This window comes from Nocardia sp. NPDC058114, from assembly GCF_042884695.1.
In the GTDB taxonomy this organism is placed as follows: Bacteria; Actinomycetota; Actinomycetes; order Mycobacteriales; family Mycobacteriaceae; genus Nocardia.
Genome location: NZ_JBHVTK010000001.1, coordinates 172,329 through 192,107 on the forward strand (window position 1 = coordinate 172,329; position 19,779 = coordinate 192,107).

Annotated in this window: 20 protein-coding genes; 16 read left to right on the forward strand and 4 right to left on the reverse strand. The window is 68.4% G+C overall.

Annotated elements, in window-relative coordinates; translation table 11 throughout:
- Positions 1-134: 134 nt before the first annotated feature.
- The 4 genes from ACFVVI_RS00805 to ACFVVI_RS00820 all read left to right on the forward strand — a co-directional run bounded on the left by ACFVVI_RS00805 (position 135) and on the right by ACFVVI_RS00820 (position 5,387).
- Positions 135-1,331, forward strand: a complete 1,197-nt coding sequence (locus ACFVVI_RS00805) for a M50 family metallopeptidase (RefSeq protein WP_378992219.1) — start codon at positions 135-137, stop codon at positions 1,329-1,331.
- Between the two features lie 114 nt (positions 1,332-1,445).
- Positions 1,446-2,600: a flavodoxin-dependent (E)-4-hydroxy-3-methylbut-2-enyl-diphosphate synthase gene (gene ispG / locus ACFVVI_RS00810; protein ID WP_387442194.1), complete on the forward strand. Its 1,155-nt coding sequence runs from the start codon at positions 1,446-1,448 to the stop codon at positions 2,598-2,600.
- Positions 2,601-2,685: 85 nt separating this feature from the next.
- Positions 2,686-3,540 (forward strand): GNAT family N-acetyltransferase, encoded by an 855-nt coding sequence (locus tag ACFVVI_RS00815; protein WP_378992401.1) that lies wholly within the window; start codon positions 2,686-2,688, stop codon positions 3,538-3,540.
- A gap of 56 nt (positions 3,541-3,596) precedes the next feature.
- Positions 3,597-5,387 carry a penicillin-binding transpeptidase domain-containing protein gene (locus tag ACFVVI_RS00820; RefSeq protein ID WP_387442196.1) on the forward strand — a complete coding sequence of 597 codons (1,791 nt, stop codon included), beginning with the start codon at positions 3,597-3,599 and terminating at the stop codon, positions 5,385-5,387.
- Positions 5,388-5,439: 52 nt separating this feature from the next.
- Here the strand turns inward: ACFVVI_RS00820 and ACFVVI_RS00825 are convergent, their stop codons facing one another.
- Positions 5,440-5,643 (reverse strand): hypothetical protein, encoded by a 204-nt coding sequence (locus ACFVVI_RS00825; protein ID WP_378992222.1) that lies wholly within the window; start codon positions 5,641-5,643, stop codon positions 5,440-5,442.
- 266 nt (positions 5,644-5,909) lie between these two features.
- Positions 5,910-6,407: a peroxynitrite isomerase gene (locus tag ACFVVI_RS00830; RefSeq protein ID WP_378992223.1), complete on the reverse strand. Its 498-nt coding sequence runs from the start codon at positions 6,405-6,407 to the stop codon at positions 5,910-5,912.
- 115 nt (positions 6,408-6,522) lie between these two features.
- Between ACFVVI_RS00830 and ACFVVI_RS00835 the strand changes: the two genes are divergently transcribed.
- The 5 genes from ACFVVI_RS00835 (at position 6,523) to ACFVVI_RS00855 (ending at position 11,352) form a co-directional block, all read left to right on the forward strand.
- Positions 6,523-7,869, forward strand: coding sequence for a TIGR03118 family protein (locus ACFVVI_RS00835; protein WP_387442198.1), 1,347 nt, complete (start codon positions 6,523-6,525; stop codon positions 7,867-7,869).
- Positions 7,870-8,126: 257 nt separating this feature from the next.
- Positions 8,127-8,570 carry a hypothetical protein gene (locus ACFVVI_RS00840; RefSeq protein ID WP_387442200.1) on the forward strand — a complete coding sequence of 148 codons (444 nt, stop codon included), beginning with the start codon at positions 8,127-8,129 and terminating at the stop codon, positions 8,568-8,570.
- Positions 8,571-8,771: 201 nt separating this feature from the next.
- A complete protein-coding gene (locus tag ACFVVI_RS00845) occupies positions 8,772-9,680 on the forward strand; it encodes a thioesterase domain-containing protein (RefSeq protein WP_387442202.1) in 909 nt (302 codons plus the stop codon).
- The gene (locus ACFVVI_RS00850; RefSeq protein WP_387442205.1) at positions 9,674-10,546 is read left to right on the forward strand and encodes an ABC transporter permease; all 873 of its coding nucleotides are present in this window, start codon (positions 9,674-9,676) and stop codon (positions 10,544-10,546) included. Before ACFVVI_RS00845 ends, ACFVVI_RS00850 begins: the two co-directional genes overlap by 7 nt.
- Positions 10,543-11,352 (forward strand): ABC transporter permease, encoded by an 810-nt coding sequence (locus ACFVVI_RS00855; RefSeq protein ID WP_378992228.1) that lies wholly within the window; start codon positions 10,543-10,545, stop codon positions 11,350-11,352. The genes ACFVVI_RS00850 and ACFVVI_RS00855 overlap by 4 nt, the downstream gene beginning before the upstream one ends.
- On the opposite strand, the gene ACFVVI_RS00860 is transcribed toward ACFVVI_RS00855, so the two are convergent.
- On the reverse strand, positions 11,346-12,224 hold the full coding sequence (locus tag ACFVVI_RS00860; RefSeq protein WP_378655165.1) for a helix-turn-helix domain-containing protein: 879 nt from the start codon (positions 12,222-12,224) through the stop codon (positions 11,346-11,348). The genes ACFVVI_RS00855 and ACFVVI_RS00860 overlap by 7 nt on opposite strands.
- 398 nt (positions 12,225-12,622) lie before the next feature.
- Between ACFVVI_RS00860 and ACFVVI_RS00865 the strand changes: the two genes are divergently transcribed.
- Positions 12,623-12,982 (forward strand): DUF4254 domain-containing protein, encoded by a 360-nt coding sequence (locus ACFVVI_RS00865; RefSeq protein ID WP_101468584.1) that lies wholly within the window; start codon positions 12,623-12,625, stop codon positions 12,980-12,982.
- Positions 12,983-12,986: 4 nt separating this feature from the next.
- Here ACFVVI_RS00865 and ACFVVI_RS00870 read toward each other — a convergent pair whose 3' ends face one another.
- Complete coding sequence (locus ACFVVI_RS00870) at positions 12,987-13,709, reverse strand: GntR family transcriptional regulator (RefSeq protein WP_378626415.1); 723 nt, start codon at positions 13,707-13,709, stop codon at positions 12,987-12,989.
- 97 nt (positions 13,710-13,806) lie between these two features.
- On the opposite strand from ACFVVI_RS00870, the gene ACFVVI_RS00875 reads away from it, so the two are divergent.
- The 6 genes from ACFVVI_RS00875 (at position 13,807) to ACFVVI_RS00900 (ending at position 19,775) form a co-directional block, all read left to right on the forward strand.
- On the forward strand, positions 13,807-14,934 hold the full coding sequence (locus tag ACFVVI_RS00875) for a TIGR03364 family FAD-dependent oxidoreductase (RefSeq protein ID WP_387442209.1): 1,128 nt from the start codon (positions 13,807-13,809) through the stop codon (positions 14,932-14,934).
- Positions 14,935-14,943: 9 nt separating this feature from the next.
- Entirely contained in the window at positions 14,944-15,630 is a 687-nt protein-coding gene (locus ACFVVI_RS00880) for a phosphonatase-like hydrolase (protein ID WP_387442211.1), read from the forward strand.
- A 130-nt stretch (positions 15,631-15,760) separates the two neighbouring features.
- Entirely contained in the window at positions 15,761-16,807 is a 1,047-nt protein-coding gene (locus tag ACFVVI_RS00885) for a 2-aminoethylphosphonate ABC transporter substrate-binding protein (RefSeq protein WP_387442214.1), read from the forward strand.
- A gap of 28 nt (positions 16,808-16,835) precedes the next feature.
- Positions 16,836-18,038 carry an ABC transporter ATP-binding protein gene (locus ACFVVI_RS00890; protein WP_387442216.1) on the forward strand — a complete coding sequence of 401 codons (1,203 nt, stop codon included), beginning with the start codon at positions 16,836-16,838 and terminating at the stop codon, positions 18,036-18,038.
- Between the two features lie 40 nt (positions 18,039-18,078).
- Entirely contained in the window at positions 18,079-18,975 is an 897-nt protein-coding gene (locus ACFVVI_RS00895) for a 2-aminoethylphosphonate ABC transporter permease subunit (protein WP_387442218.1), read from the forward strand.
- A 2-nt stretch (positions 18,976-18,977) separates the two neighbouring features.
- Complete coding sequence (locus tag ACFVVI_RS00900) at positions 18,978-19,775, forward strand: ABC transporter permease (protein ID WP_387444407.1); 798 nt, start codon at positions 18,978-18,980, stop codon at positions 19,773-19,775.
- Positions 19,776-19,779 lie beyond the last annotated feature (4 nt).

Below are 19,779 nucleotides of genomic sequence, written 5' to 3' on the forward strand. Positions count from 1 at the left end.
ACGAGACCACCACGTTTTCGGCCGCCCCGGATCCGAGGGGCGAGACGGAACGCCGCAGGCGCAGTATCGCCCCTCGGATTCGGGGTTACGAGGCCGAAAACACGCGGCGCCAGCCGCCAAAGAGAAGGGCCCACATGGTTTTCGCGCTGGGGTTCGCACTGTTCGCTCTCGGTATCACGATTTCGATCGCGCTGCACGAGTGCGGGCACATGTGGGCCGCGCAGGCCACCGGCATGAAGGTGCGCCGCTACTTCATCGGCTTCGGGCCGAAGGTGTTCTCCTTCCGTCGCGGGGAGACCGAGTACGGGCTCAAGGCGCTGCCGCTGGGCGGCTTCTGCGACATCGCGGGCATGACGGCGCTCGACGAGCTCGAACCGGAGGAGGTCGACCGGGCGATGTACCGCCAGTCGACCTGGAAGCGCCTGGTCGTGATGTTCGGCGGCATCGGCATGAACTTCCTGCTCGGGTTCGTCCTGCTGATGGTCCTCGCGGTCGGCTGGGGCCTGCCCCAGCTCGAGCAGCCGCCTGCCACCGCGCTGGGCACCATGAGCTGTGTCGCGCAGGAGACCCCGCAGAAGACCCTCGCCCCCTGCACCGGCGACGGACCCGCCCAGCGGGCCGGTTTGCAGCGTGGTGACGTGGTGAAGGCCGTGAACGGTGTCGAGGTGAGCACCTGGGCGCAGTTCCAGGCCGAGACCCAGAAGCAGACCGGCACTTTCACCTACACGATCGAACGCGACGGCACCACGCTGACGGTCCCGGTCACCCCGGAACGGGTCATGCGCTCGCCCAAGGAAGGCGCGAGTCGTGAAGTGAGCGCGGTCGGCGTCGGCCCCGACTACGCCGAGCCGAAGCAGTACGGCCCGATCGCGGCGATCCCCGCCACCATCTCGTTCACCGGTGATTTCTTCGTCGAGACGGTGAAGTCGCTCGCCAAGATGCCGCAGAAGGTGTCGGCGCTGTGGGAAGCGGTGACCGGCGGCGAGCGCGATCCGGAGACCCCGGTCAGCGTCTACGGTGCCAGCCGCATCGGTGGCGAGACCGCCGAGCGTGGCCTGTGGGGCATGTTCATTATGGTGCTGGCCAGCTTGAACTTCTTCCTGGGAGCATTCAACCTGCTGCCCCTGCTGCCGCTGGACGGCGGGCATATCGCGGTGGTGCTCTACGAGAAGATCCGGAACACGATTCGCGGCTGGCTCGGCAAGGCCCCTGCCGGTCCGGTCGACTATCTGAAGCTGCTCCCGGTGACCTATGTGGCGGTAGTGATCGGTGGTGCGTTCATGGTGCTGACCTTGGCCGCCGATATCGTCAACCCGATCCGTCTGCCCTGAGGCGAGACGACCGGTGTCGTGCCCCTCACAGGGCGCCCGGTTACCTTGCGCGACTAAGCTCGGCATCAACAACCCAGGTCGATCCGCGAAACGTACGAAAGAAGGCAGCCGAACGTGACCAGCACAATCGGATTGGGGATGCCCGCCGCCCCCGCTGCTGTTCTCGCACCCCGGCGCAGGACCCGCCAGCTGATGGTGGGCAATGTCGGCGTCGGTAGCGATTCGCCGATCTCGGTGCAGTCGATGACCACCACCAAGACCCACGACATCAACGCCACCCTGCAGCAGATCGCCGAGCTCACCGCCTCGGGCTGCGACATCGTGCGGGTGGCCTGTCCGCGCCAGGAAGACGCCGACGCGCTCGCCACGATCGCGAAGAAGTCGCAGATCCCGGTGATCGCCGACATCCACTTCCAGCCGCGCTACATCTTCGCCGCCATCGACGCGGGCTGCGCCGCGGTGCGCGTCAACCCGGGCAACATCAAGGAATTCGACGGCCGCGTCGGCGAGGTGGCCAAGGCTGCGGGCGCCGCGGGCATCCCGATCCGCATCGGCGTCAACGCCGGTTCGCTGGACAAGCGGATGCTGGAGAAGTACGGCAAGGCCACCCCCGAAGCGCTGGTCGAGTCGGCGCTGTGGGAGGCGAGCCTGTTCGAGGAGCACGGCTTCGGCGACATCAAGATCTCGGTCAAGCACAACGACCCGGTGATCATGGTCGAGGCCTACCGCCAGCTCGCCGCGCAGAGCGACTACCCGCTGCACCTCGGCGTCACCGAAGCGGGCCCGGCGTTCCAGGGCACGATCAAGTCCGCGGTGGCCTTCGGCGCGCTGCTCAGCGAGGGCATCGGCGACACGATCCGCGTGTCGCTCTCGGCCCCGCCCGCCGAGGAGATCAAGGTCGGCAGCCAGATCCTGCAGTCGCTGAACCTGCGCCCGCGCAAGCTCGAGATCGTGTCCTGCCCATCGTGCGGACGCGCTCAGGTGGACGTGTACACCCTGGCCGACGCGGTCGCCGCCGGTCTGGACGGCCTGGAGGTGCCGCTGCGCGTCGCGGTGATGGGCTGTGTCGTGAACGGGCCCGGCGAGGCCCGCGAAGCCGACCTCGGTGTCGCCTCCGGTAACGGCAAGGGGCAGATCTTCGTCAAGGGTGAGGTCATCAAGACCGTGCCCGAGCATTTGATCGTGGAGACCCTGATCGAAGAGGCGATGCGCATCGCCGAACAGATGGACGCGGAGCCGGGCACTGAGCCCGTTGTCTCTGTGAGCTGAACCGGCCTCCGCACAGTCATCCGCCGGATTCGGCGGACCCGTACCGCTCGGCGTGTTTTCGTGGCAGGCTTGTGCCGTGCGGAGTCTGCTGGAGCCGACGCGACGGTCCAAAACCGCTCCCGCGCGCCCGGTGGCCGTGCGAGATGTCGGTGAGGTGCTGCGCGTCCTCGACGCCGACCCGGTGGCGTCGTGCATGATCGCGGCCCGGGTGCAGGAATTCGGGATCGACTCCCGGACCGGTGCCGGTGAGCTGTGGAGCCGCGGCGGACCGGCCGACTCCCTGTGTTTCTCCGGCGCCAATCTGGTGCCGCTGCGCGGTGACCAGCAGGCATTGCGCGCGTTCGCCGATCGGGCAGGCCGCTGGCCGCGGGTGTGTTCCTCGGTGGTCGGCAGGCAGGAACTCGCGCTCCCGCTGTGGGAGATGCTGCTCCCGGCCTGGGGCCCGGCCAGGGAACTGCGCGCCGATCAGCCCCTGCTGGCACTGGCCAGGCCGGCCGCCGCGCGCGCCGACGGGGGAGTGCGCCGCGTGCGGCCCGACGAGATCGACCGCTATTTGACCGCCGCGATCGCGATGTTCATCGAAGAGGTCGGCATCGACCCGCGCACGGGTGACGGTGGGCGCGGCTATCGGAGGCGGATCAAGAACCTCATCGAATCCGGTAGGGCCTGGGCACGTTTCGAGGACGGTGAGGTCGTCTACAAGGCCGAGATCGGCGCGCTGTCGCGACGCACCGGCCAGATCCAAGGCGTGTGGGTGCATCCCGAATTCCGGGGTGCGGGTGTGGGGACCGCCGGGACCGCCTCGGTCGCCAATGCTGTTGTGGCAACGGGCCGTACGGCGAGCCTCTACGTGAACGACTACAACCGCGTCGCCCGCCGCGCCTACAGCCGGGTGGGGTTCCGTCAGATCGCTACCTTCGCAACCGTCTTGCTGGACTGAAACTTTGGCGCGTGGCGCCGAGGTCGGAGGGCTTTTCGCCGCTACCATCGGTGCCGATGAGGACACGGATGCTCACCACGTACGCGGTGGCCGCCCTCGCTGTCGCGGCGACGGCCTGTTCTTCCGGTGCCCAGGGGCCGGTGCCCGCCGCCGACGCCTTCGCCGAGGCGTTCGCCGAACACGATCTCCCCGCGGCCGCGGCGCTCACCACCGCACCCGAGAAGGCCGCGGCGGCACTGACTTCGACGTGGCAGGCGTTGCAGGCGGAGAAGCTGTCGATCCGCACCGGCGACGCGCGCGTCAACGGTGACACCGCGACGGTCGACTACACCTACGAGTGGACCCTGCCGAAGGGTCGTCAGTGGACCTATTCCGGCGAATTGCAGATGGGCCGCAGTGACGGGCGCTGGCTGGTCCGCTGGAGCTCCGCCGACATCCACCCCAAACTGGGTGACACCCAGAGCATGGAGTTGCGCACCCGACCCGCGCCGCGCGCCAGGGTGAACGAGGCCGCGGGCAGCGATGTGCTGGTCCCCGGCAAGATCTCGCGGGTGAAGTTCACCGTGGCCGACGCCCCCGACCCCAGCCGCGTCGCCGGTGCGCTCGCCGCGGCGCTGAGCCGTATCGACCCTGTCGCCTACACCCCGCAGTCCATCCTCACTGCGGCGCGCAAGACCGACGGCGCGCACACCGTGATCCTGCTCAACGAGTACGAGGCCGAGACCATCGGCGGCGAACTGATCGGCCTGCCCGGCGTGACCCTGACCCAGGAATGGGACATGGTGCCCACCGACCGCAAATTCGCGCCCGACCTGCTCACCCAGGTCCGCAAGACGGTGATCGCCGAGGTCGACGGCAAGGCGGGCTGGAGCGTGGTCACCCGCAATGCCGACGGCGCCGACCTCGACGTGCTGCACGAGGAAGCGGCCGAACCCGCGCCGTCGTTCGCGCTGAGCATCGATCGGTTCGTGCAGAATTCCGCCCAGCACGCGGTCGACCTGCGCACCGAGCAGGCGATGATGGTGGTGTTGCGCCCGTCGACCGGTGCGATCCTCGCGGTGGCCCAGAACAAGTTCGCCGACCGGGACGGGCCGGTGGCCACCAGCGGTCAGTACCCGCCGGGCTCGATCTTCAAGACGGTGACGGCGTCGGCGGCGATGTCCTCCGGGCTGGCCACGCCCGACACCGTGCTGGCCTGTCCGAGCAGCACCATCATCGGCGAGCGCACCATCCCCAACTACAACATGTTCACCGTCGGTGAAGTGCCGATGGCCACCGCCTACGAACGCTCGTGCAACACCACCTTCGCCAGGCTGGCCAGCAAGCTCGAACCCGACGCGCTCACCGAGGCCGCGGCGCGTCTCGGCGTGGGCCAGGACTACAAGGTCGAAGGTCTACCGACCGTGTCCGGGTCCGTGCCGAAGGCCGAGGGGCTCGTCCAGCGCGCCGAAGACGGCATCGGCCAGGGCCGAGTGGTGGTGAGCCCGTTCGGCATGGCCGTGATGGCCGCGACGGTCGCCCATGGTGCCGCGCCGGTGCCGTATCTGATCTCGGGCAGGCCCACCGAGATCACCGGCGATCGGCCCGCGATCGCGCCGGAGGTGGTCGAGGGGCTGCGTTCGATGATGCGCATGGTGGTCACGGGTGGCACGGCCGAACGCATCAGGGATCAAGGTGAGGTCTACGGCAAGACCGGCGAGGCCGAGGTCGACGGTGGATCGCACTCGTGGTTCATCGGCTATCGCGGGGATATCGCCTTCGCGACACTGCTGGTGAAGGGTGGCAGTTCCGACAACGCGGTGGCTGTCACCCGGGATATGTTCGCCGCACTACCCGCCGGCTACTGATCGCGCCGCCGAACGGGCCTGCGGGCCGTACGGGATTCGTGATGGTGTCGGGTCAGTCGGCGTTCTCGGTCGCCAGCAGACCCCGCACCACCGCGAGCGATGTGCTGTCGGTGTGGGATGTCGCTGTGTCGTGCAGCACGTTGTAGCTGACAACGGGCTCGGGTGCGGCGGTGGCCGCGCTGTCGAGGACGTCGATGGCGGCCGCGCCGCCGAGGATCATCCCCGCCGTGGTCAAGATCAAAGTAGAACGCCTCATGGTTCGTCTCCCTCATTCAGGGTTTCGACGTGTTCGCGGGGCAGGTCGTTCGATTGTCTGAGGATTAGCTGATGCACCACCGTAGAACGGCGGTTACTTCGGCAACAGGCGACGGCAGCAAGCGACACACAATTGTTGCCCTATGTGCGGGCGTGTTCGAACACAACTGCTACCGGGCCGTGATGAAAAGGTGAATTATCGGTTTCGATTCGGCAAATGCGCTGATCAAAGGTCATGCTCGGGTAACTTGCCGAATTGCGCGTGACTCAGCCGCGTTGCAGAGTTGCCGCTAGGTGATGCTGCAAAGATTCGCCGACCGCCGCCATTCGTAGCGTGTACTCGATGGTGTCGCCGGTGACATGGAATGAGCGTCCGACGGCGGTAACCGGCTTTGCTGATTCGCTCAGACCGATATTCGTGGAGTTCAATTCCAGACGAATTCCGTCCACCGTTTCGGTGATCGTGCCCTCGCAGATCTCGGTGATTCCGGTCGGATGGGCGAGTATCAATTCGACCCGGCCCGGCGCCGGGCTGCGCAGGTAGCCGGTCTCCGCGTGCAGCGGCCTGCCGTCGGAGCCGGCCTTGGTGCGCTGCTTGTAGGTGAGGAACGGTCGGCCCAGGTGCCCGAAGGTGATCTCCTCGACGTAGTCGAAGGATTCGATGGTCGGGTATTCGCCGCTGCCCCGACCGCGCCAGGTGCCGAGTAGTGGTGCCAGGGCGGCGATGTCGGGATGCGGGGCGATGTTGGGGGAAGGTTCGACCACGGCCGACAGCGTAGCCCTGTGCTTCCTGCGACGGTCACGGCACACCGCCGCATCAGCCACGATAAGGTCAGCCTCGCCTGAACGCCGTCCGGCGGAAGGTCGAAAGGACAAGAACGTGAACGGACATGTGAGGGGCGCCCGCGGGGTGCGGTCCGGGCTGGTGCGCGGTGCGGTACTCGGCGCGGCAGTGTTGCTCGCCGTGGCGTGCTCGAACACCGAGCCCTCGAGCGACGATGTGGCCGCGCTGGACGGCAACCGCTACGGCCAGACCAACCTGGCCGCCGACAAGGACTCCTATCACGCCCAGTTCACGCTGCCCAGCATGGTCAACGCCTGGGGACTGGCCGATCGGCCGAAGGGCGCGGGTGGGCATTTCTGGGTCGGCGCGGGCGGAAAGTCGTTCCAGTTCCTCGGTGACGTGCAGTCGTCCTCGGATCCCAAGCTGCAGAAGCTGACCCAGGACCAGCTCAAGCTCGTCGGCGTCCCCGGCGCCGATGCCGATACCTCCGACAAGAGCATCGGCAAGGTCACCGGCGTTGTGTTCAACCCGGCGCCGATCACCTCGGATCTGTTCGCGGTGCGCGACCAGTGGGTCGATGTGGACGGTGTGCCGATCCCGCTCGGCGGTTCCTCGCGCTTCATCTTCGCCACCGACTCGGGCAAGATCTCGGCCTGGACCGAACAGGCCCCCGACGGCGCGATCGTGCGCCGCGACGGCGGCGCGAACCAGGTGTTCGACGGTTCCGCTGCGGGCATGGCCTTCTTCGGAATCGCGCTGGCGCCCTCGGGTGACAAGCTGCTGGCCGCCGATTTCGGTGCCGACCCGCAGGTTCGCACCTTCGACAAATTCTGGCAGCCGGTCGCGACCACCGGTTTCGCCAACCCGTTCGCCACCGGTGAGGTGATCGACGCGTCCTCGCCCGAGAAGGGCAAGAAGGCCAAGCCAGGCGATCCCGCGCCGTTCAACATCACCACCCTGGGCAGCCGGGTGTTCGTGTCCTATGCCGTGACGCAGCCCGACGAGAACGACCCGAAAGCCTTCGACAAGGCCGAGGAAGCCTCGCTCGACGCCGACCAGGACAAGGACTCCCACGGCAAGCCCGACAAGGGCAAGGTCGCTGAGTTCGACGGGGCGGGCAAGCTGGTGCGCATCATCGACGACGGCGGCAGGCTCAACGCGCCGTGGGGTGTGGCGATCGCGCCGTCGAACTTCGGCGCGCTGTCGGGCAAACTGCTGATCGGCAACTTCGGTGGCCTCGGCCGGGTCCTCGCCTACGACGACACCACCGGCACCTTCGTCGACTATCTGCGCGACGGTGAGGCGAAGCCGGTCGAGATCGCGGGCCTGTGGGCGTTGATGTTCGGCAACGGCGAAAGCCTGGGCGACGCGAACGCCCTCTACTTCACGGCAGGTCCCGAAGACGAGAAAGACGGCCTCTTCGGCAGCCTGCGCGTGCAGTAAGCAGGCCTGGGGGCGCGGCGGACAAGGGGCGGCGAAGCGGACAATTTGGATGTCCGGTGCCGATTCGCTTCCGCCGACGGGCCGTTGTAGGGGACAGTGGTGGCGGAATGGTTGCCGGGTGGATGCGATCGGTGTCCACCCGGCGTGTTCCGTCCGCACGCGATGGCACCCCCGCCGGGGTGCCGTGCCCGAGCCGGAGGTGTGCCAGATGAAGATTTCGCACGTTGACGTCGTCGGTTCGGCGGGGGAGCGGTGAAATGCGGCACGCGGCACGAGAGGCGATGCTGCCCGGCCGGGACGTGCTCCTCGCGGCGTTCCGTGGTTTGCCACACGATGACCACCCCATCCTCGATGCCGCCGGGGAGCTGGCGCTGCTGCACCAGTTGCGCGAGCGTTCCCCGCTGAGCGAGTCCGAGCGCATCGACCGGCGCCGGACCCAGCTGATGCGCGCGATCGACCGCTGGGTGATCCTCGCCGCCCCCGTTCCGCACGCCGCGGCGGACGAACACTGCGAAACCCTCGGCGGCCTGGTCGATCGTCTGGCCAAGCACTGTTCCCAGGCGTTCGTCGGCCTGGCCGGCGCCCCCGAGTCGGTCTTCTACGACGAATGGGTCCGCCTCGACGACCTCGCCGACAGCTATGAGCGCTTGATCGACGATCTGTGGTCCGGCGCACGCAGCCTGCCCGCGAACACCTATTGACACCAAGGGTGGAATCGCCGCCACCTGGGTGGGTGAGACCGGGCCCCGGGGAGGGTTGGGGTCGGGGCCGTCCCGCGCGACAGTGGAACTCACACCATCTGTGGTCGGGTCGGCGAAGGAGTTCGGATGCGCGGTCGGTCTGTGGCGGAAGCCCCCGAAAGTATTGGGCTGCTGGGGGTTTCGTGCGACGTATCATGTGTTGTGAGCACCGTTGACGATCCGGCCGACCTGCCGTCCGCCTGCGGGTGGACGGCAGGTCGGCCCGATTCCTGTTCGACGGAGCCGCCCGTCGGCGAGCGTGCCGATTCCGCGGCGACGGCGATGGTGCTGCCGATCCGCCCGCACAGCGCCTATGTCGACGGCACACCGCTGTTCTGCCTGGCCGGGGAAGCGGTCCTGGCCTGGAACTATGTGGGCCTGGTCGCCCACCTCGATCCTCGCGTCCCGATCTACGGTCTGCAGGCGAGCGCCGAACCGCGCACGATCCGCGACTACGCCACCCGCTGTCTCGCCGAGATCCGCCGCATCGCCCCGCACGGCCCGTACCAGCTACTCGGTTGGTCCGCAGGGGGTTTCGTCGCCCACGAAGTCGCGGTTCGGCTCCGTGCGGCAGGCGAGCGAGTCCGTGTCGTCGTTCTCGCCACCGACCCCGAGGCCCCCGCCCCGGCGCCGCTGCCGGCCGACCGTATCGCCTCGCTGCTCGGTGTCGACAGCCCGGCCTTCGACGCAGCTGTGGAAGGCTCGACAACCCCGACCTCCGACGACACCGCCGCGGCGATCAATGCCGCCACGGCGGGAACGATCGACGTCACCGGCGACGATCTCGACCGACTGGCCGACCTGAGCGCCACAGCCGCACGCATGGTGGCCGGACACCGGCCCTCGTGGCTCCTCGGCGACCTCACCGTGTGCATCCCGGGCCGGGAGCCCGGCGGCACCGATCGCCTCGACCCCGGTGCCACAGTTCGCCGGTGGCGCCCCTACGTCGAGGGCGCGGTCACCGGCTTCGTCCTCGACGCCACCCCGCGCGACCTCACCGCACCCGACGTCCTCCCCGAAATCGCCCGCATCCTCGCGACCGCCCCGCCCTCCGCGCGCACGACATGCTGACCGGGTTCCCCGGCACCACCGCGCGCATCGACCACGATGGGGGCGTGCCGACCGCCGACGAGCTCACGCCCGACCGCGCGCCGACGGTGGTGTTCACCCAGTGGTGGGTGCTCGCGCGACGGCTGATCCGTCCGGCATGGCGCACCGGTGAGATCCTCACCGCCCTGCTCGCCCCCGCGGTGTTCACCCTCGGCTTCTACGTCCCGCTCAACCTCGTGATGACCGTCTACGGGCACGGCCTGAGCAGCTACGCCCAGTTCCTGATGCCGATGATCGTCATGCAGGCCGTGGCGTTCTGCGCCATCTCGGCCGCGTTCCGTGCGGCCACCGATGCCCGTGACGGCCTCGACGTCCGGTTCGCGACCCTGCCGATGCCACGCTGGGTCCCGTTCGCGGCCAGGATCACCGCGGCCGCCCACCGCGCGGTGATCGCGGTCGGCGCCGCGCTCGTCTGCGGCGCCGTCATCGGTTTCCGGTTCTTCGGAAGCTGGTGGCACACAGTCGGCTTCCTCGCGTTCTCGCTGCTGATCGCGACGGCCTTGAGCTGCGGCGCCGATCTGCTCGGCAGCGTGTCCGCCAGTCCCGAGGCCACCACCCAGATCCTCGTCCTGCCCCAGCTGATCTTCGGCATGGTGTCCACCGGCTTCGCGCCCGCGAGCCAATTTCCCGGCTGGATCCAGGGTTTCGCCCGCAATCAGCCCGTCTCCCAGTTCGTCGACGGCCTGCGCGCGCTGGCGGGCGATTCCACCGGCGACGCGGGCACCGTCGACCTCGCGACGCTGGGCCCCGGTCTGGCCTGGGCGCTCGGCATCCTGGTGGTCTGCGGCGGTCTGTCCTGGCGCCATGCCGCCCGGCGGGCCGCATGACAACCCTTCCCCTGCCCGCCCTCGCGCGGCACAGCGAGTCGCTGCGAATGCTGCTACCGCAGACCGTGATCCAGACCCGGCGCCTGCTGACTCGCTGGGGTCGAGACCCGTTGACCGTGATGCAGGCCCTGCTCTTCCCCGCGTTGTTGCTGGTGATGCTCAATGCCGTACTGGGCAAACAGGTGTCGTCGTTCGCGGGCGCCGACGCCCTCTACGGGTCGGTCCCGATGGTCGCACTGGTCGGGGTGATGTCGGGTTCCCTGGCCGGAGCGGTCACCCTGGGCCGCGAGCGCGACGAGGGACTGCTGTCCCGATTCTGGGTACTGCCGGTCCATCGCGCCTCGGGTCTGCTGTCGCGCGTCCTGGCCGAAGGCGTCCGGATCCTGGTGTGCACCATGGTGATCTTCGCGGTCGGCATCGCGCTCGGATTCCGCTTCACCCAGGGCCTGCCCGCCGCGATCGCCCTGTTCGCCATCCCGGTGCTGTACGGACTCGGCTTCGCGACGATGGTCACCGCTCTGGCGGTGTACACGGCTGGAGCCGCACTGGTGGAGGTTGTTTCGCTGGGCTCGTCGTTGCTGATGTTCTTCAGCACCGGATTCGTCCCGCTCGCCGCCTATCCCGGTTGGGCGCGCCCGATCGTGGAGCACAACCCGCTCACGCACGCCATCGACACCATGCGCGGCCTCTCGCTCGGCGGGCCGGTGCGTGGCCCGCTGCTGGCCACCCTGGCGTGGTCGCTCGGCGCGATCGCGATCTTCGCCCTACCGGCCGCGATCGGTTTCCGCCGGGCCAGCCGCTACTGAGCGGACGCGGACCGGGTGATCGCGTCCCGTGCCTCGGTGATCAGCTTGGCCGAATCGCGGGGACTCAACGCCATCGCCCGCAGCTGGTCGAAGATCACGCCGAATCGGCGGATCTCCGAGTGCCCCTCGACCAGATCGTGCACGGACATACTCTCCACGTACACCAGTTCGGGGTCGACGGGATTGCGGAAGTCGAGCAGCGTGAACGAGCCCGCCATGCCGGGGTGCGCGCCCGCGTCGAACGGAAGTACCTGCAGGATCACGTTCTTGCGCTTGGTCTCGTCGAGCAGCCGGTCGAGCTGGCCTGCCATCGTCGCGGGTCCACCGACCACCCTGCGGATCGCCGCCTCGTCCATCACCACCCACAATTCCAGCGGGTCGTCCTTGGTCAGGTTGATGGCGCGATCCATGCGCGCCTGCGCCCGGCTCTCCATCACCGAGGCATCCAGGCGTGGCATCGAGGTGTCGATCACGGCCGCGGCGTACTCGAAGGTCTGCAGCAGGCCGGGCACCGTCGAGGTCTGGTATTGCCTGGCCGACAACGCTTCCGCCTCGAAGTTGATGTAATTCGCATACACCTCCGACACCGCGCCTTCGTAAGGTCGCGACATGCCGGGTTTCAACGCGTCGGTCAGCAGACTGAGCGCTTCCTCGCGCATTTTGTCGTCGACCTGATACAGGTCGAGCATGGCGCCGAGAGTGCGACGTTGTGGGCGCGCCTGCGCCATTTCGATCCGGTACAGCGTGGTGACGTTGATTCCGGTTCGCGCGCTGACGTCTTCCTTGCTCAGCTGGGCGCTTTCGCGCAACTCGCGCAACATGGCCGCGAGCCTGCGGAGCCGGACGGTCAGGGTCGTACGCTTGCCTGCCATGAAACGCATTATTGCGCTGCAAGGCCGCTGTGTCACGCGTTCGGCGAAGACAGCGGCATAGGGCCTGCCATGGTGTTCGGCGAGTCCGCGAGGCGCGCCGGAAGACCGTGCGGCGCTGCGCATGTGACTCCCAGTTCTGTCAGGGCGGCTTTACTGCAGGAGTGATAACGCAATCTTGCGTTTCGCCTTCTGAGCGAGCATGATCCAGTTAGCCTGGTTGCGAACAATCCAAACAGATGACCGGGATAACCGAATCGAGAGCCAATCATGTTGGTAGACAAATCTTGGGTGTCGGGTGAATTCGGGGCCGTGCGATGAGCGCGCCGGTGATGGGCATACTGCCCACCGCTCCGCAATTGTTGTGCGCATTTCAGGGGCGGCGATTTCAAGATCGCGAATTGTTGCGGTCAGCGCACGCACTCGCTGAACTGCACGAACGGCGGGGGCAGGTGCGTGATACGGCATTGATCGCCGAGATCGATTGCCGTCGAAGTGAACTCGTCGACGATATCAACGACTGGTGTGTCCAGGAGATCCCGTTGCATCGCAACGGCGCCTCGCTGCACACCGAAAGTCTCGGTGCGGTCGTCGACCGGATGGCGCGTAGCTGGGTGGATGCCAATCAGGCGATCGACATCGACGGCGCGCGAAGCGACAACACCCACAAGCACTGGTACCACCTTGCCGAGCTTGTGGATGGTTACACAGATCTGGTCACCGATGTGGCCGGCGGGCGGCGACGGCTGCCCGAGCAGTAAGGGGCTACGCCGGCTCCGGTGACAGTCTCGCCTCGAAGGCGATGCGGTCGCCACGGTAGAGCGAGCGCACCCGTTCGATGGGTGCGCCGTCGGCGTCGACACTGCGCCGGTGCAGCAGCAACATCGGTAGTGCGGTGGTGCATTCGAGTAGACCCGCCTCTCTCGGGGCGGCGAGTACGGTTTCGATGCGTTCGCGCGCACCGGCGAGTTCGACGCCGGTGGCGCGGATCGCGGCGTACAGCGACGTGGTGGGGTCATAGCTGCCGCGCAGGGCGGCGAAGCGGTGCAGCGGCAGGTAGGTGCTCTCCAGTCCGACACGTTCACCGTCGGCTAGCAGTACCCGCTCCAGGTGCATCACCTCGGTGCCCGGCTCCACCTCGAGGTCGGTGGCCGTCGCCGCGTCCGCGGCGACGTCTTCCCAGGCCACCAGGATGCGGCCGGGGGTGCGGCCGAGGCTGATCGCGCCCTCGGTATAGGAGCGCAGCGACAGTGGCTGCGTGAGTTTGGGGCGGGAGATCACCGTGCCGCGGCCCTGACGGCGAATCCTGCCTTCCACCAGCAGTTCTCGCAGTGCCTGTCGCACGGTCTCGCGGGCGACGCCGAAGCGGGTGGCGAGGTCGCGTTCGGAGGGCACCGGGTCGCCCTCGGTGAGATCGGCCAGCAGCAGATCGATTTCGGTGCGAACCAGGAACACCTTCGGAACTCGGGTCGTCTGCGGCGAATCCATGCTGTCCACCCTACCCGGATTGGTCTATACCAAAAATTAACTTGCCGTTCTCGCGGCCCACACCTATCGGTCTAGACCATTTGCCACTATCGGTGGCATGCGATTGGTCATCATCGGTGGAGGGATCCTCGGCACCGCCCACGCCTGGGCGGCGATAGCCCGTGGACACGAGGTCGTGCACCTCGAACGCGAGCGCGAAGCCCGCGGCGCGACGGTCCGCAACTTCGGCCTGGTCTGGGTCTCGGGCCGGTCGGCGAACGAGCTGGAGCTGACGCTGCGTTCGCGCGAGCTGTGGGAGGAGATCGGCGGCCGGGTGGCCGGCGTCGGCTTCCGGCCCGCCGGTTCGATCACGCTGGTGCGTACCCCCGCCGAACTCGCTGTCGCCGAGGCGGCGGCTGCCGGCGACTCCGCCGATGCCCGTGGTTTCACCCTGCTCGACCCCGACCAGGTGCGCGCGATCAACCCGGCGGTGCGCGGCAAATACCTTGCGGGCCTGCACTGCTCGACCGATGCCGCCGTGGAGTCGCGGCAAGCGCTGCCCGCGCTGCGCGCCCACATGGCTGCCTCCGATCGCTACACCTTTCATGAGGGCACCGAGGCCCGCGCGGTCCTCGACACCGGTTCCGGCGCGGTGGTCGTCGACGATCACGGTCGCCGCCACGAGGCCGACCTGGTCGTCCACTGCCCCGGCGCCGCTCACTCGGGGCTCACTCGTGAGCTGGCGGGCGAACTGCCGGTGCGCCGCGTGCGGCTGCAGATGATGCAGACCGCCCCGCTGGGCGAACCGCTCACCACCGCGATCGCCGACGGCGACAGCTTCCGCTACTACCCGGGTTTCGCTGGCCCGCAGCTGGATTCGCTGGCCGCCGAGCAATCGCAGACCGCGACCGCCGCCGAGCACAAGATGCAGCTGCTGTGCGTGCAGCGCCTGCACGGTGGCCTGACCATCGGCGACACCCACGAATATGTCGAGCCGTTCTCCTTCGACGTCGACGAAGCACCCTATGACCACCTCACCGAGGTGACCGAGGAATTGCTCGGCCGCAAGCTGCCACCGATCGTGCGGCGCTGGGCGGGCGTCTACAGCCAGAGCGTCGACCCCGGAGCCGTCGTCACCCGGGTGCGCGCCGATACCAACGTCTGGGTCGTCACCGGCCCCGGCGGTCGCGGTATGACGCTCGGCCCCGCCATCGGCGAACAGACCGCCGACCAGATCGGACTGTGAGGAACACCTGTGTCGAACAACAAGATTCAGCTCGCCGCCCTCGACATGGCAGGCACCACCGTCGCCGACGGCGGGCTGGTGTTGCGCGCCTTCGAGAGTGCCGCCACCACTGCCGGGATCGAGCCCGAGGGCCCGCGCCGGGAACAGGCCCGCCGCTACGTGGTCGACACCATGGGCCAGTCCAAGATCGAGGTGTTCCGCGCGCTGCTCGACGGCGACGAGGCCGCCGCCCACCACGCCAACCGCGCCTTCGAAACCGCCTACGAAGCACTGGTCGACGAGGCCGATATCGCGCCGATTCCCGGTGTGGTGGACGCGATCACCACACTGCGTGCGGCCGGTGTCCGGGTCGCGCTGACCACCGGATTCAGCCGGAGCACGCAGGACAAACTCCTCGCCGCGCTGGGCTGGGCCGACCTGGTCGACCTCACCCTCGCACCGTCCGACGCCGGACGCGGCCGCCCCTACCCCGACATGGTGCTGGCCGCCGCGCTGCGCCTGGGCGTCGACGCCGTCGACCGGATCGCCGTGCTCGGTGACACCACCAGCGATATCGCCACCGGCCTGGCCGCAGGCGCGGGCATCGTCGCGGGCACCCTCACCGGCGCGCACACCGCCGAGCAGCTGCGCGCCGCCGGCGCCACCCATGTCGTGTCGTCGGTCGCCGAGTTCCCGGCGCTGGTGCTCGCGCATTGAGAGCTGGTGCTCGCGCACTGAGAGCTGGTGCGCTCCCGAACCTGCCGTCGCGGTATTCGCCGCGGCGTCGCCCTCCGATCCACCCGCCCCTGCGATTCCCCCGACATCTGAAACGAAAGTTGCTGTCATCGTGCGTACTTCCCTCACCGCGCGCCGCCTGTCCAAGGTCGCGCTGCTGCTGGCCGGCGTCACCGCCGTCGCGTTCACCGGCGCCTGCGGTGGCACCGGTACCGAATCCGCGGACGGCAAGACCGTCACCGTGTACTCCGCCGACGGTGTCGGCGGCTGGTACAAGTCCCAGTTCGACGCGTTCACCAAGGAGACCGGCATCGCGGTCAACCTGGTGGAGGCGGGCTCCGGCGAGGTCGTGAACCGGGTCGACAAGGAACAGTCCAACCCGCAGGCCGACGTCGTCGTTACGCTGCCCCCGTTCATCCAGAAGGCCAAGCAGTCGGGTCTGCTGCAGCCCAGCGGCATCGACACCACCGCTGTACCCGCCGCGGCCAAGGACGCCGAGGGCAGCTATGTGACCCTGGCCAACAACTTCCTGTGCTTCATCGCCAACCCCGCGGTCGACGCTTCGGCGCTCACCTGGGAAGGCCTGCTGAAGCCGGAGTACAAGGGCAAGCTGCAGTACTCCACTCCCGGCCAGGCCGGTGACGGCACCGCGGTGCTGGTGCTGCTGCAGCAGCTGCGTGGCAAGCAGGCCGCCCTCGACTACCTGGCCGCGTTGCAGGCCAACAATGTCGGCCCGTCGTCCTCGACCGGCAAACTGCAGGCCAAGGTCGACAAGGGTGAGCTGCTCATCGCCAACGGCGACGTGCAGATGAACCTGACCACGGTGAAGGAGAAGGGCTCCAAGTTCACCGTCTTCTTCCCGGCCGCCGCAGGCAAGCGTTCCACCGTGGCCGTCCCGTACATGATGGGTCTGGCCAAGGGCGCACCGCACAAGGACGACGCCACCAAGCTGATGAGCTTCCTGATGGCCCCGGCCGCGCAGGCGAAACTGGGCCCCGAGGCGTTCGCCGTGTCGCCCCGCACCGATGTGCCTGCCCCGGCCGACGGTGGTCCGGCCGCCGCCATGACGGGTGTCGAGGTGGTCCCGGTCGACTGGAACAAGGTGCTCACCGAGCTGGACGCCGACGTCGCGGCGTACCAGAAGGCAACCGGCAGCTGACTGCGGCTGTGACACAAGGGAGTTGACGATGTCCGACGGTGACCTCCAGATGAGATCCGCCATGTCCGTGGCGGCCACCACCGAACCCGCGATCGTGTTCGACCGGGTCGGGGTCAGCTACGGCCGCGGCCGCAAGGCCGCGGTCGCGCTGGCCGATTTCACCCTGCGCGTCGCCGTCGGTGAGACTGTCGCGCTCCTCGGCCCGAGTGGTTCGGGCAAGTCGACCGCGCTCAAGGCGCTGGCCGGTTTCGTCCGGCCCACCGCGGGCGCGGTCCGCCTGGCGGGCCGCGACGTCACCGATCTCTCGCCCGCCAAGCGGGGGATCGGTGTCGTCGTGCAGTCCTACGCGTTGTTCCCGCACATGAGCGTGCACAGCAATGTGGCGTTCGGCCTGAAATCGCATCGGGTGCCGCGGGCGGAGATCGCCGCACGGGTCGCCGAGGCGCTCGACATGGTCGGCATGGGCGGCTACGCGCAGCGGCTCCCCCGTGAGTTGTCCGGTGGCCAGCAGCAGCGGGTGGCGATCGCCCGTGCGCTGGCCATCAAGCCCAGCGTCCTGCTGCTGGACGAGCCGCTGGCCGCGCTCGACGCGCAATTGCGCCATTCGATGCTCGGCGAGTTGCAGGCGTTGCGCAAAGCGCTGCCCGACACCGCGATGCTGTACGTGACCCATGACCAGGCCGAGGCGCTGGCGCTGGCGGATCGGATCGCGGTGATGCGCGATGCCCGCCTCGTCGACATCGACACGGCCGAAAACCTGTGGCAGCGCCCGCCCACCGACTTCACCGCGGGGTTCCTCGGCGGCGCGAACCTGGTGCCCTGCACCGTCAACCACGTCACCGGCACCGCGGCCCTGGTCACCGCGGGCACCAACACCCTGCGCGCCCAGGCACCGCAACCCGGTGTGGGACAGGCGGAGTGGGCGCCCGACGACGACGCGCTGCTGTGTATCCGCCCGCACACGATCACCGTCGGCAAACCCGGCGAGCGGGACGCCTTGCGCGCCACTGTGTCGACCTCGGTATGGCGTGGTGCCACGACCAGGGTCGAGCTGTCGGTCGACGGGCTACCCGGCACGCTCGCGGCCGATGTGTCGGGGCATTTCACGACCGAAGCCGGTGCCGTTGTCGGGGTGAAGCTTCCGGACCCGGCGGGTGTGCTCATCCCTCGTGCGATCGGCGAGACAGCCACTACGGCAGGCAGTTCCGTGCCCGCAGAGGATCAGTCATGAAAGCGCTCGTAGCCGAACGGGGCATCAGCGAGGTGCTGTCGTGAGCGCTGTCGTTCTCGATCGGCCCGACGCGTCGCCGCCGTCGAAAGATCCCACACCTCGCCGGTCGTGGTTGCCGATCCTCTGGACCTTGCCGCCCGTGCTCGTGGTGCTCGGGATCGCGGGGTATCCGATTCTGCGGGTGCTCACCGAGTCCACCCAGACGCCGACCGGGCGCGGCACCGAGGTGTGGACGTCGGTACTCGGCTCCGAAGCGTTCCGGGAAGCGTTGTGGCGCACCGTTTCCATCGCCGTGTGTGCCACGGCGGGGTGTCTGGTGCTCGGCACGTTCCTGGCGATCGTGCTGGCCTTCGTGCCGTTTCCCGGATCCGGTCTGGTCGGCAGGCTCATCGACACGATCCTGACGTTGCCCTCGTTCCTGATCACCCTCGCCTTCACTTTCCTCTACGGGACGGCGGGTGCGGTGAACGCCCTGATCGCCGAATTGACCGGCGCCACCACACCGGTCATCGACTTTCTGACGACCCCGCTCGGTGTGATCCTGGCCGAGATCACCTACTTCACCCCGTTCGTGGTGCGCCCGGTGCTGGCCGCGTTCGCGCAGCTGCCCCGGGAACAGCTCGACGTGGCAGCGAGTCTCGGCGCTTCGCCGTGGCGGGTGCTGCGGCAGGTGGTACTGCCCGAGGCGTGGCCCGCGCTCGCGGCGGGCGGGTCGCTGGTGCTGCTGCTCACGCTCAACGAATTCGGCATCGTGTTGTTCACCGGCGCCAAGGGCGTCATCACGCTGCCCGCGCTGATCTACACCCGGGGCATCGTCACCTTCGACCTGCCCGGTGCGGCGGTGCTGGCCTCGGTGCAGGTGCTGCTCTCGCTGGGCCTCTACCTCGTCTACCGGTTCGTGTTCGCCCGGTTCATCGCCCGCCCGAAGGAGCAATGATCGTGCTCGTCTGGACTCCTCGCGGAAAAGCGCTGGTACTCGGCGTGTTCGGGCTGGTGGTCGCGGTGGTCTTCGTCGCCCCGATCGCCACCGTGATCGCCGCCGCCCTGGCAGGCAGCTGGACCGGCCCACTGCCGTCGGACCTCGGCTTCACCAATATCGGTAACGCGCTCAGCGGTGAGCAGGCGGCGAGCCTCTCGGTGAGCCTGCAAACCGCCCTGCTCGCCGGCGCGATCTCCCTCGTCCTCGGCACCTGGGCCGCTCTGGCCTCGCGAGCGGCGCCCACCTGGTTGCGCCGTCTCACCGACGCCGTCTTCCACCTCCCGGTCGCCGTCCCGTCGGTAGCGGTTGGTCTCGGCGTCCTCATCGCCTTCAACGAACGCCCGGTGCTCCTGGGCGGGACCAAATGGATCGTCATCGTCGCCCATGCGGTCCTGGTTCTGGCCTACGCCTTCAGCGCCGTCTCTGCCGCTCTCGATCGGCTCGACCCCGCCTACCGGCAGGCCGCGCAATCCCTTGGCGCGGGCCCTGTTCGCGTCCTCTGCCAGATCACCCTGCCGCTGCTGTTGCCCGCTCTGGGCGCGGCAGCGGGCCTGGCGGTCGCCCTGTCCATGGGCGAGCTCGGCGCGACCATCATGGTTTACCCCGCCACCTGGAAGACGTTGCCCGTCAGCATCTTCGCGCAGACCGACCGCGGCGAAGTCTTCGACGCCGCGGCCGGAACCACGGTCCTGGTCGTGGTCACACTGGTCGTGCTGGTGGTGCTCGGCCGCATACGCGGACGCGCCGCGCTGCGCTGAGCCG